Source organism: Streptomyces sp., assembly GCF_031181705.1.
GTDB lineage: Bacteria > Actinomycetota > Actinomycetes > Streptomycetales > Streptomycetaceae > Streptomyces.
Window position 1 is genome coordinate 23,988 of sequence record NZ_JAPSKN010000015.1, and the last position, 12,166, is coordinate 36,153.

The 12,166-nt window shown below is 72.6% G+C and carries 11 protein-coding genes; 8 read left to right on the forward strand and 3 right to left on the reverse strand.

Features of this window, described 5'->3' with window-relative positions:
- The first annotated feature begins 60 nt into the window (after positions 1–60).
- From ispG to RIN80_RS05550, 4 genes are all read left to right on the forward strand, one after another.
- The gene (gene ispG / locus RIN80_RS05535) at positions 61–1,218 is read left to right on the forward strand and encodes a flavodoxin-dependent (E)-4-hydroxy-3-methylbut-2-enyl-diphosphate synthase (RefSeq protein ID WP_309094354.1); all 1,158 of its coding nucleotides are present in this window, start codon (positions 61–63) and stop codon (positions 1,216–1,218) included.
- A 185-nt stretch (positions 1,219–1,403) separates the two neighbouring features.
- Positions 1,404–2,252 (forward strand): GNAT family N-acetyltransferase, encoded by an 849-nt coding sequence (locus tag RIN80_RS05540; RefSeq protein ID WP_309094355.1) that lies wholly within the window; start codon positions 1,404–1,406, stop codon positions 2,250–2,252.
- A gap of 43 nt (positions 2,253–2,295) precedes the next feature.
- Entirely contained in the window at positions 2,296–2,826 is a 531-nt protein-coding gene (locus RIN80_RS05545) for a GNAT family N-acetyltransferase (RefSeq protein WP_309094356.1), read from the forward strand.
- A 107-nt stretch (positions 2,827–2,933) separates the two neighbouring features.
- Positions 2,934–4,634, forward strand: coding sequence for a proline--tRNA ligase (locus tag RIN80_RS05550; protein ID WP_309094357.1), 1,701 nt, complete (start codon positions 2,934–2,936; stop codon positions 4,632–4,634).
- A gap of 45 nt (positions 4,635–4,679) precedes the next feature.
- On the opposite strand, the gene RIN80_RS05555 is transcribed toward RIN80_RS05550, so the two are convergent.
- The 3 genes from RIN80_RS05555 to RIN80_RS05565 are packed head-to-tail and all read right to left on the reverse strand — an operon-like array spanning position 4,680 to position 6,673.
- Complete coding sequence (locus tag RIN80_RS05555) at positions 4,680–5,618, reverse strand: aminoglycoside phosphotransferase family protein (RefSeq protein WP_309094358.1); 939 nt, start codon at positions 5,616–5,618, stop codon at positions 4,680–4,682.
- Between the two features lie 48 nt (positions 5,619–5,666).
- Positions 5,667–6,131, reverse strand: a complete 465-nt coding sequence (locus RIN80_RS05560; protein WP_309094359.1) for a ferritin-like domain-containing protein — start codon at positions 6,129–6,131, stop codon at positions 5,667–5,669.
- Entirely contained in the window at positions 6,128–6,673 is a 546-nt protein-coding gene (locus RIN80_RS05565; RefSeq protein WP_309094360.1) for a hypothetical protein, read from the reverse strand. The genes RIN80_RS05560 and RIN80_RS05565 overlap by 4 nt, the downstream gene beginning before the upstream one ends.
- Before the next feature lie 227 nt (positions 6,674–6,900).
- Here RIN80_RS05565 and rimP point away from each other — a divergent pair, with 227 nt between their 5' ends.
- The 4 genes from rimP (at position 6,901) to infB (ending at position 12,091) form a co-directional block, all read left to right on the forward strand.
- The gene (rimP, locus tag RIN80_RS05570; RefSeq protein ID WP_309094361.1) at positions 6,901–7,401 is read left to right on the forward strand and encodes a ribosome maturation factor RimP; all 501 of its coding nucleotides are present in this window, start codon (positions 6,901–6,903) and stop codon (positions 7,399–7,401) included.
- Positions 7,402–7,403: 2 nt separating this feature from the next.
- Positions 7,404–8,390 carry a transcription termination factor NusA gene (nusA, locus tag RIN80_RS05575; protein WP_309094362.1) on the forward strand — a complete coding sequence of 329 codons (987 nt, stop codon included), beginning with the start codon at positions 7,404–7,406 and terminating at the stop codon, positions 8,388–8,390.
- A 158-nt stretch (positions 8,391–8,548) separates the two neighbouring features.
- Positions 8,549–8,845, forward strand: coding sequence for a YlxR family protein (locus RIN80_RS05580; RefSeq protein ID WP_309094363.1), 297 nt, complete (start codon positions 8,549–8,551; stop codon positions 8,843–8,845).
- Positions 8,846–8,992: 147 nt separating this feature from the next.
- The gene (infB, locus tag RIN80_RS05585) at positions 8,993–12,091 is read left to right on the forward strand and encodes a translation initiation factor IF-2 (RefSeq protein WP_309094364.1); all 3,099 of its coding nucleotides are present in this window, start codon (positions 8,993–8,995) and stop codon (positions 12,089–12,091) included.
- Positions 12,092–12,166: the final 75 nt, after the last annotated feature.

A 12,166-nucleotide genomic window follows, 5' to 3' on the forward strand; every position in this document is an offset into this window, starting at 1 on the left:
GCTCGGAGCCCGCTGCTCACGGGACCGGACCTTGATCCACGACTTGGGGTTGCACAGCAGATGACTGCGATTTCTCTCGGCATGCCGTCCGTTCCGACCAAGCTCGCCGAGCGCCGGAAGAGCCGCCAGATCCAGGTCGGGTCCGTCGCGGTCGGCGGAGACGCCCCCGTCTCGGTCCAGTCGATGACCACCACGCGCACGTCCGACATCGGCGCGACCCTCCAGCAGATCGCCGAACTGACCGCCTCCGGCTGCCAGATCGTCCGGGTCGCCTGCCCCACCCAGGACGACGCCGACGCCCTGGCCACCATCGCCCGCAAGTCGCAGATCCCGGTCATCGCCGACATCCACTTCCAGCCGAAGTACGTCTTCGCCGCGATCGAGGCCGGCTGCGCGGCGGTCCGCGTCAACCCCGGCAACATCAAGCAGTTCGACGACAAGGTCAAGGAGATCGCCAAGGCGGCCCGCGACCACGGCACCCCGATCCGCATCGGCGTCAACGCCGGCTCCCTCGACCGGCGCCTGCTGCAGAAGTACGGCAAGGCGACCCCCGAGGCCCTGGTCGAGTCGGCCCTGTGGGAGGCGTCCCTCTTCGAGGAGCACGACTTCCGCGACATCAAGATCTCCGTCAAGCACAACGACCCGGTCATCATGATCGAGGCCTACAAGCAGCTCGCCGAGCAGTGCGACTACCCGCTGCACCTCGGCGTCACGGAGGCCGGCCCCGCCTTCCAGGGCACCATCAAGTCGGCGGTCGCGTTCGGCGCCCTGCTCTCCCAGGGCATCGGCGACACGATCCGGGTGTCCCTGAGCGCGCCCCCCGCCGAGGAGGTCAAGGTCGGCATCCAGATCCTGGAGTCGCTGAACCTGCGCCAGCGCGGCCTGGAGATCGTCTCCTGCCCCTCCTGCGGCCGCGCCCAGGTCGACGTCTACAAGCTGGCCGAAGAGGTCACCGCCGGCCTGACCGGCATGGAGGTCCCGCTCCGCGTCGCTGTCATGGGCTGCGTCGTCAACGGCCCCGGTGAGGCCCGCGAGGCCGACCTCGGCGTCGCCTCCGGCAACGGCAAGGGCCAGATCTTCGTCAAGGGCGAGGTCATCAAGACCGTCCCCGAGTCCAAGATCGTGGAGACCCTCATCGAGGAGGCCATGAAGCTGGCCGAGCAGATGGAGAAGGACGGCGTGGCCTCCGGCGAGCCGTCGGTGGCGGTCGCGGGCTGAGCCTCTTCACACCGCCGGCGGGGCGGGGCCGTGTTGGGGGTACGCGGCTCCGCCGCGTGGGCGCGACATGCCGCCACGCGTCCGATCCGCCGGCAGACCGTCACTCCCGAGCTCCACGGCGCCGCGCCCTGGCACCGCAGCTATAGTGCGGAGACCAGCCGACCCCAGTGTGTGAGGCCCCGCACGTGTTGACGCAGACCACCTCACGGGTCCTCGAACCGAGCGACCTGGACGCCGCGCTCGCCGTCCTCGACCGCGAGCCGGTCACGAACGCCTTCGTGACGTCCCGGGTACAGATCGCCGGTCTCGATCCGTGGCGGCTCGGCGGGGAGATGTGGGGCTGGTACGAGGACGGCATCCTCACCTCCCTGTGCTACGCGGGCGCCAACCTCGTCCCGATCTGCGCCGGTCCGCGTGCCGTCCGCGCCTTCGCCGACCGCGCCCGCCGCTCCGGCCGCCGCTGCTCCTCCATCGTCGGCCCGTCCGGGCCCACCGCCGACCTGTGGCGGCTCCTGGAGCCCCACTGGGGTCCGGCCCGAGAGGTCCGCCGCCACCAGCCGCTCATGGTCACCGACCGGCTGCCGGACGACGTCACCCCCGACCCGTACGTGCGCCGCGTCCGCAAGGACGAGATGGAAACGATCCTGCCGGCGTGCGTGGCGATGTTCACCGAGGAGGTCGGTGTCTCGCCGCTGGCCGGCGACGGCGGCCTGCTCTACCAGGCCCGGGTCGCCGAACTCGTCGGCTCGGGCCGCGCCTTCGCCCGCTTCGACGCGGACGGCAAGGTCGCCTTCAAGGCGGAGATCGGCGCCGCGACGGACCGCGCGTGCCAGATCCAGGGCGTGTGGGTGGCCCCCGAGTACCGGGGGACCGGCCTGGCGGCCCCGGGCATGGCGGCCGTGCTGCGCTACGCCCTGGCGGACGTGGCCCCGGTCGCCAGCCTCTACGTGAACGACTTCAACACGGCGGCCAGGAGGACCTACCAGCGCGTGGGCTTCCAGGAGGTCGGCGCCTTCATGAGCGTTCTGTTCTGAAGCGCCCGGACGACGACCGGAACCCCCCTGTAGGCTCCCCGCCATGGACCTGGTGATCGGCCCCCTCGACCTCTCCGCCCACGTAGACGAGGCCCTGGCCGTCCAAGCCGTCGCCTTCGGCCTCGGCCCGGACGAAGTCGCCGTCCGCCGCCAGATCGTCCTGCGCCACATGACCTACCCCGGCGCCCGCGCCCTCGGCGCGACCACCGGCGGACGCCTCGTCGGCTTCGTCTACGGCATGCCCAACGACCGCACCCACTGGTGGTCCACCGTCGTGGAGCCCTACCTGCGCGCCCAGCACCACGACCACTGGCTCGACGACTCCTTCGTGATCACCGAGCTGCACGTGCACCCCGGCCACCAGAACCGCGGCATCGGCCGCTCCCTGATCACCACGATCACCGACGGAGCCGACGAACCCCGCTCGATCCTCTCCGCGATCGACACCGACAGCCCCGCCCGCGCCCTGTACCGCTCCCTCGGCTACCGGGACCTGGCCCGCCAGGTGCTCTTCCCGAGCGCCCCCAAGCCCTACGCCGTGATGGGCGCCCCGCTCCCGCTGCTGCGCCGTTAACCGATTTCCGCCGCCCAGCACCGCCCGGATAACCTCCTGCCAACACCTTCCCCCACTCTCGGCCCCGCCCGGGCGGGGGGACCCCCAGCAGCAGGAGCAGAGAAACCATGGCGAACGCACCGGTCCAGCGCATGTCCCAGTTGTTGGCGAAGACGTTGCGCGACGACCCGGCCGACGCCGAGGTCCTCAGCCACAAGCTCCTCGTCCGCGCCGGCTACGTACGCCGCACCGCCGCCGGCATCTGGAGCTGGCTGCCCCTCGGCAAGAAGGTCCTCTCCAACGTGGAGCGCATCGTGCGCGAGGAGATGGACGCCATCGGCGCCCAGGAGGTGTCGCTCCCCGCCCTGCTGCCGCGCGAGCCCTACGAGGCGACCGGCCGCTGGAACGAGTACGGCGCCGAGTTGTTCCGCCTGCAGGACCGCAAGGGCGGCGACTACCTCCTCGGCCCCACCCACGAGGAGATCTTCACCCTGCTGGTGAAGGACCAGGCGTCCTCCTACAAGGACCTGCCCGTGATCCTCTACCAGATCCAGAACAAGTTCCGTGACGAGGCCCGGCCGCGCGCCGGCATCCTGCGCGGCCGGGAGTTCCTGATGAAGGACTCCTACTCCTTCGACACCGAGGACGAGGGCCTCGCCCGGTCCTACGCCCTGCACCGCGAGGCCTACCAGCGCGTCTTCGCCCGCCTCGGCCTGGACTACCGCATCTGCGCCGCGACCGCCGGCGCCATGGGCGGCAGCAAGTCCGAGGAGTTCCTGGCCCCGGCTGAGGCCGGCGAGGACACCTTCGCCGACTGCCCGAACTGCGACTTCGCCGCCAACACCGAGGCGATCACGTACGAGCTGAAGCCCGTCGACGCAGCGGGCGTCCCGGCCGCCGAGGACATCCCCACGCCGGACACCCCGACCATCGAGACCCTCGCCGCCTCCCTCGGCGTCCCGGCCTCGGCCACGCTGAAGAACCTGCTCGTGAAGGTCGACGGCGAGATCGTCGCCGTCGGCGTCCCCGGCGACCGCGAGGTCGACATGGACAAGGTCGAGGCGCACTTCGCCCCGGCCGGCGTCGAGCTGGTCACCGAGACCGACTTCGCGGCCCGCCCCGACCTGGTCCGCGGCTACGTCGGACCGCAGGGCCTGGACAAGGTCACCTACATCGCCGACCCGCGCGTCGCCCCGGGCACGTCCTGGATCACCGGCGCCAACAAGGCCGGCACGCACACCAAGAACGTCGTCGCGGGCCGTGACTTCGAGGTCGACGCCTACGTGGACGTCGTCGTCGTGCAGGACGGCGACCCCTGCCCCCAGTGCGGCACGGGCCTCGTCCTGGACCGCGCCATCGAGATCGGCCACATCTTCCAGCTGGGCCGCAAGTACGCCGACGCCCTCAAGCTCGACGTCCTCGGCCAGAACGGCAAGCCGGTCCGCGTCACCATGGGCTCCTACGGCATCGGCGTCTCCCGCGCGGTCGCCGCCCTCGCCGAGCAGAGCGCCGACGACAAGGGCCTGTGCTGGCCCAAGGAGGTCGCCCCGGCCGACGTCCACGTGGTCGCCGCCGGCAAGGCCCTGCAGACCGAACTCGCCCTCGACATCTCCCAGAAGCTGGCCGCGGCGGGTGTCCGCGTCCTGGTCGACGACCGCGCGGGCGTCTCCCCGGGCGTGAAGTTCACCGACTCCGAGCTGATCGGGGTCCCGCAGATCCTGGTCGCGGGCCGCCGCGCCGCCGAGGGCGTGGTCGAGCTGAAGGACCGCCGCACCGGCGAGCGCGAGGAACTGACGGTCGAGGAGGCCATCGCCCGCCTCACGGCGTGAAGCCCGCGGCGGTGGCCGGGTGAGCGCTCCGGGAGACCGGGGCGCTCACAGCCAGCCCGCGAACTCCAGCAGCAGCTCCGCGTCCCGGGGCCGCCCCACCCGCGCCGCCCGCACCCCCGACTCCACGGCCCGGAACAGCGTCCAGCCGCGCAGCCGCTCCTGGTCCACGTCCAGCGACTCGGCCAGCCGCTTCACCCGGCGCCGGGTCGTCGCCGCGCCGGACGGCTGCGCGATCAGATCCTCCACCCGGTCGCGGACCAGCCGGGCCAGGTCGAACGCGCACTCGCCGACCACCGGGTCGGGCCCCACGGCAAGCCACGGCATCCGCTCCCCGGCGAGCACCTTGCTCTGCCGGAACGTGCCGTGCAGCAACCGGTGTTCGGGCGGGGCGGCCAGCAGTTCCTCGCGCGCCGCGAGCGCCAGGTCCACCAGCGGGGCCACCTCGGGATCCGCCTGCGCCCGCGCCCGCATCGCCCCGGCCTGACGCCCCGTCCGCTCGGCCACCGTCTCGAAGGGAAAACCGGCGGGCGGCTCCACCCACAGCCGCCGCAGCGTCCCCGCCGCCTCCAGCAGCGCCTTCGCCTCCGGCAGGGACCGCACCGACACATCCGGATGCAGCCGCTCCAGCAGCAGCACCCCCTCGGCCGACGAGGACACCTCGCCGTCCGCGGCCGGCCGGGAGCCCAGCGGCGGTTCGAGCAGCTGCACGGCACCCCGCCCGGCCCAGTGCGCCAGCGCGGCCCGCTCCGCCTCCGGCCGGGACCGCCCCGGCACCAGCTTGAGCACGGCCGGGGACCCGTCGGCCCTGCGCACCAGCACGACCAGGCTGCTGCGCCCGCCGGGCACCTGCACCCGCTCCACGGTCAACTCGCGCAGCGCGACGGCCCGCTGTGCCGCCTCGGGCAGCTTCTCCAGCCAGTCGTCACCGTCCGGGGCCGTCTCACCGAGCGCCCTGACCAGGCGCTGCGGCGGTTCGAAAACCATGCGCGAGTCGTTCCCTTCGTGCTCGTGGCGGTGCGTGCCCCGCGCGGGTCACGCCGTCGGCGCCGCCGAGGACGGGGCCGTGCCCGCCCGCTCGGCGAGCCCAGGGAAGGCTACGCTCTCCCCGCGCCAGCGCACCGCCCGCACCGCCGCCTCCCGCAGTGCCTCGGCGGCCAGGGCCCGCCGCTCGCCGCCCGCGGCCCGCACCAGGTCGGAGTAGACCCCGGCCACCCGGTCCTCCAGTTCGGCGGCGAGCCGCGCGGCAGCCGCCGCGTCCGGCACCGCGAAGGGCAGCGCGTACCCGGCGGCCGCCGCCACCGGCCGGCCGCCCAGGTCCTTCACCTCACGCACCAGCGCGTCCCGGCGCGCCCGGTGCGCGTCGTACGCCGTCCGCGCCTCGGCGCGCTGCCCGTCGCCGATCCTGCCGCCGACGACCCCGTACCCGTAGACCGCCGCGTGCTCGGCCGCCAGAGCCGCCTGGAGGGCCCGCAGCTCCCGGTCCTTCGCCTCGTTCACGCGTCGCCCTTCGTCAGCAGGTACACGTGTGCCGCCCCGGCCGCCGCCACCGACGCCAGCAGCCGCGCCAGCTCGCCCGGCGCCCCGAGCAGCTCCTCGGACCGCCGGTCGGCGAGCTCACGCTCCGCGGCGGCGAGCCCGGCCAGCGCCTCCTTGTCGTCGCCCGGCACGGCGGCCGACGGCGAGGCCGCAGCGGACGGGGAGGACGAACCGGACTCCGGGACCGACGCCGAGGGCGATGCTTTTCGGCCAACCCCGAACGCCTGGACGTGCCGTACGACGTCCTCCCGCAGCGGTCCCAGACGCCCCGCCAGCGCCGGCCGGGCGGCGATCACCGCGTCGTAGCGCTCCAGGAGCCCCTCGCTGTCCCGGGCCGCACGCGCGCGTGCCCGGCGCTCGGCGGCGGAGGGGCCGTCGCCCGAGTCCGCGGACCCCTCCCTACCGGCGGTGCAGCCCGCCAGGGCGAGGGCCGCGGGACCGACCGCGAGCAGACTCCTTCTGCGCGGCCCCGAGCGGGCGCGCGGCGATGAGGGGAACGGCACGTCAGACGTCCTCGGGGCTCGTGGTGGGAAAACCGGCGGGAGGGTGCGGGAGGGACGGGACCGCAAGGGCTGCCCGCCCGTGATCACGGTACCCGGGCCCCCGCCCGGGACCACTCAGCGGCACCGTTCGTGACCCGGTGGACGGCAACACTCCCTGCGACCGGATACCCTTTGACCAGACACGCGACCCATCCCACAACAGCACACGCGGCCGAGGAGTCACCCGGATGAGCACCACCCAGAGCGAGAGGCTGCGGGAACTGCTGGAACCGCTCGTCGCCTCCCAGGGCCTGGATCTCGAAGAGATCGAAGTGGACTCCGTCGGCCGCAAGCGTGTGCTGCGCGTCACCGTCGACTCGGACACCGGTGCGGACCTGGACCAGATCGCCGATGTGAGCCGCGCGCTCTCGGCGAAGCTCGACGAGACGGACGCGATGGGCGAGGGGGAGTACACCCTCGAGGTCGGCACCCCGGGCGCGGAGCGCCTCCTCACGGAACACCGGCACTACGTCCGGGCCACGGACCGGCTGGTGAAGTTCCAGCTGGCCGAGGGCGGCGAGCTGGTCGCCAGGATCCTGAAGGTCGACGACGACGGCGTCGACACCGAGGTGCCCGGGGTCAAGGGCCGCAAGGCCACCGCGCGCAGACTCGCCTTCGACGACATCGTCCGGGCACGCGTCCAGGTCGAGTTCAGCCGCAAGGACAACAAGAAGGAAGAGGAGGCGTAGCCATGGACATCGACATGAGTGCCCTGCGGGGCTTGGTGCGGGAGAAGGAGATCTCCTTCGACCTGCTGGTCGAGGCGATCGAGTCGGCCCTCCTCATCGCCTACCACCGCACCGAGGGAAGCCGCCGCCACGCGCGCGTGGAGCTGAACCGGGAGACCGGCCACGTGACCGTGTGGGCGAAGGAGGACCCCGACGACCTCGAGGAGGGCCAGGAGCCCCGCGAGTTCGACGACACCCCGTCCGGTTTCGGCCGTATCGCCGCCACCACGGCCAAGCAGGTCATCCTGCAGCGCCTGCGCGACGCCGAGGACGACGCGACGCTCGGCGAGTACGCCGGCCGCGAGGGGGACATCGTCACCGGTGTGGTCCAGCAGGGCCGCGACCCGAAGAACGTGCTGGTCGACATCGGCAAGCTGGAGGCCATCCTGCCCGTGCAGGAGCAGGTGCCGGGCGAGACCTACCCGCACGGCATGCGGCTGCGGTCGTACGTCGTCCGGGTGGCCAAGGGCGTCCGCGGCCCGTCCGTGACGCTGTCGCGCACGCACCCCAATCTGGTGAAGAAGCTGTTCGCCCTGGAGGTGCCGGAGATCGCCGACGGATCCGTGGAGATCGCCGCGATCGCCCGTGAGGCCGGCCATCGCACCAAGATCGCCGTACGGTCCACCCGGTCCGGTCTGAACGCCAAGGGCGCCTGCATCGGCCCCATGGGCGGCCGGGTGCGCAACGTGATGGGCGAACTGAACGGTGAGAAGATCGACATCGTCGACTGGTCGGACGACCCGGCCGAGATGGTGGCGAACGCGCTCTCCCCGGCCCGGGTCTCCAAGGTGGACATCGTCGACATGTCGACCCGGTCCGCCCGAGTGACCGTGCCCGACTACCAGCTGTCCCTGGCCATCGGCAAGGAGGGCCAGAACGCCCGCCTCGCGGCCCGGCTGACCGGCTGGCGGATCGACATCCGCCCGGACACGGAGCCGGCCGCGGAGTAGGCGCGGGCAGATCGGCCGAAGATCGACGCTGGATCCACGCCACATCGGGGGAATGGATCCAAGACGTGAGTCGTTCAGATCACGACAGGTTCACGCGCTGCAATCGTTCGAATGCTGCCCCGCAGGGGTGAGGCGCGTCAGGGGAGGTAGACTTAACTGTGTCTGGCCGGACACGCGACCGAGTATGCCCCGAGCGCACCTGCGTGGGGTGCCGGGAGCGAGCGGCCAAGACTGAACTGCTGCGGATCGTGGCGATCGAGGACGCGTGCGTCCCTGATCCACGCGGTACGCTGCCCGGCCGGGGTGCGTACGTACACCCCGCCCAGGTCTGTCTGGACCAGGCGGTACGCCGCCGGGCGTTTCCGAGGGCACTGCGCGTCCCCGGAGCGCTCGACACAAAGGCGTTGCGCCGATACGTCGAGCAGACAACAGTTGCCGATCGGGCAACACCGTAAGAACGTGCCGCACGGAACCCCGTGTGGTCTAGGTACCTCGCGAGTCGAAAGCAGGTCGAGATTGCGATGAGCACTCGATGAGTACGCGATGAGTACGCCCATGAACTAGCGACGGTCCGGACGCAACCCGGACCTCAAAGGAGCGAAGTGGCTAAGGTCCGGGTCTACGAACTCGCCAAGGAGTTCGGTGTCGAGAGCAAGGTCGTCATGGCCAAGCTCCAGGAGCTCGGTGAATTCGTCCGTTCGGCGTCTTCGACCATCGAAGCGCCCGTTGTACGCAAGCTGACGGACGCCCTCCAGCAGGGCAACGGAGGCGGCAAGTCCGCCCCCGCACGCAAGGCTGCCCCGGCGAAGCCGGCAGCCCCCTCCCCGGCGCAGGCCGCCCGTCCGGCCGCCCCGCGCCCGCCGGCCCCCAAGCCGGCCGCCGCCGAGAAGCCCGCGGCTCCCGCCGCGCCGGCCACTCCCGGCCCCCGTCCCACCCCGGGCCCGAAGCCCGCGCCGCGGCCCGCCCCGGCGTCCCCGGCTCCGACCACGCCCGAGTTCACGGCCCCGCCGTCGGCTCCCGCCGAGCCCTCCCAGGGTTCCGGCCCGCGTCCGGGCGCCTCGCGTCCGGCCGGCCAGGCGCCGCGCCCGGGTGCTCCCCGTCCGGGTGGCCCCGGCCAGGGCGGCCAGGGCCGTGGTGACCGCGGCGACCGTCCCGGCGCTCCGCGTCCGGGTGGCGGCGCCCCGCGTCCCGGCGCCCGTCCGGCGGGTCCCCGTCCGGGCAACAACCCGTTCACCTCTGGTGGCTCCACCGGCATGGCGCGCCCGCAGGCGCCCCGTCCTGGCGGCGCCCCGCGTCCGGGCGGCCCCGGTGCCCCCGGCGGTGCCCCGCGCCCGCAGGGCCAGGGCCAGGGCGGTCCCCGTCCCCAGGGTGCGGCGGGCGGTCCCCGTCCGCAGGCTCCGGGCGGCGCGCGTCCCACGCCGGGCGGCATGCCCCGTCCGCAGGGCGGCGGTCCGCGTCCCGGCGGCGGTCCCGGCGGTCCGCGTCCCAACCCCGGCATGATGCCGCAGCGTCCGGCTGCCGGCCCGCGTCCCGGTGGCGGTGGCCCCGGCGGCCGCGGTCCCGGTGGCGGCGGTCGTCCGGGTGGCGGCGGCGGTCGTCCCGGTGGCGGCGGCTTCGCCGGTCGTCCGGGTGGCGGCGGCGGCGGTTTCGCCGGTCGTCCCGGCGGTCCCGGTGGCGGCGGTGGCGGTTTCGCCGGTCGTCCCGGTGGTCCCGGTGGCGGCGGTGGCCGTCCCGGATTCGGTGGTCGTCCCGGTGGTCCGGGTGGCCGCGGTGGCACGCAGGGCGCCTTCGGCCGCCCCGGCGGTCCCGCGCGTCGTGGCCGCAAGTCGAAGCGGCAGAGGCGCCAGGAGTACGAGGCCATGCAGGCCCCGTCGGTCGGCGGCGTGATGCTGCCTCGCGGCAACGGCGAGACCGTTCGCCTGTCGCGCGGTGCGTCCCTCACCGACTTCGCGGAGAAGATCAACGCCAACCCGGCGTCGCTCGTCGCGGTCATGATGAACCTCGGCGAGATGGTCACGGCCACGCAGTCCGTCTCCGACGAGACGCTCCAGCTCCTCGCCGACGAGATGAACTACACGGTTCAGATCGTCAGCCCGGAGGAGGAGGACCGCGAGCTGCTCGAGTCCTTCGACATCGAGTTCGGCGAGGACGAGGGCGACGAGGAGGACCTGGTGGTCCGCCCGCCGGTCGTCACCGTCATGGGTCACGTCGACCACGGTAAGACCCGGCTCCTCGACGCCATCCGCAAGACGAACGTCATCGCGGGCGAGGCCGGCGGCATCACCCAGCACATCGGTGCCTACCAGGTCGCGACCGAGGTCAACGACGAAGAGCGCAAGATCACCTTCATCGACACCCCGGGTCACGAGGCGTTCACCGCCATGCGTGCCCGTGGTGCCCGGTCGACCGACATCGCGATCCTGGTCGTCGCGGCCAACGACGGCGTCATGCCGCAGACGGTCGAGGCGCTCAACCACGCCAAGGCGGCCGAGGTCCCGATCGTCGTCGCGGTCAACAAGATCGACGTCGAGGGCGCCGACCCGACCAAGGTGCGCGGTCAGCTCACCGAGTACGGGCTGGTGGCCGAGGAGTACGGCGGCGACACGATGTTCGTCGACATCTCCGCCAAGCAGGGTCTGCACATCGACTCCCTGCTGGAGGCCGTGATCCTCACGGCCGACGCCTCGCTCGACCTGCGGGCCAACCCGCACCAGGACGCGCAGGGCATCGCGATCGAGTCCCGTCTCGACCGCGGCCGCGGTGCCGTGTCGACGGTCCTCGTCCAGCGCGGCACGCTGCGGGTCGGCGACACCATGGTGGTCGGCGACGCGTACGGCCGAGTCCGGGCGATGCACGACGACAACGGCAACCTCGTCACCGAGGCGGGCCCGTCGACGCCGGTCCAGGTCCTGGGCCTGACCAACGTCCCGGGCGCGGGCGACAACTTCCTCGTGGTCGACGAGGACCGTACGGCCCGCCAGATCGCGGAGAAGCGAGCCGCCCGCGAGCGGAACGCCGCGTTCGCCAAGCGCACGCGCCGCGTGTCGCTGGAGGACCTGGACAAGGTGCTGAAGGCCGGCGAGATCCAGCAGCTGAACCTGATCATCAAGGGCGACGCGTCCGGATCGGTCGAGGCTCTGGAGTCCTCCCTGCTCCAGCTGGACGTCGGCGAAGAGGTCGACATCCGCGTCCTGCACCGCGGCGTCGGTGCGGTCACGGAGTCCGACATCGACCTGGCCATGGGTTCCGACGCCATCGTCATCGGCTTCAACGTGCGCGCCGCCGGGCGTGCGCAGCAGATGGCCGAGCGCGAAGGCGTGGACGTCCGGTACTACTCGGTCATCTACCAGGCGATCGAGGAGATCGAGGCGGCCCTCAAGGGCATGCTCAAGCCGGAGTACGAAGAGGTCGAGCTCGGCACGGCGGAGATCCGCGAGGTCTTCAAGTCGTCCAAGCTGGGCAACATCGCGGGTGTTCTCATCCGCTCCGGCGAGGTCAAGCGGAACACCAAGGCCCGCCTCATCCGCGACGGCAAGGTGGTCGCGGAGAACCTCAACATCGAGGGCCTGCGTCGCTTCAAGGACGACGTCACCGAGATCCGCGAAGGGTTCGAGGGCGGTATCAACCTCGGCAACTTCAACGACATCAAGGTCGACGACGTCATCGCGACGTACGAGATGCGCGAGAAGCCGCGGGTGTGACACCCACGGTTCCCCGGACCGGCCGACGCGGCCCCCCCCGCGGCGGGCGGGCGGGCGGTGGTGGGGGGGGGGGCC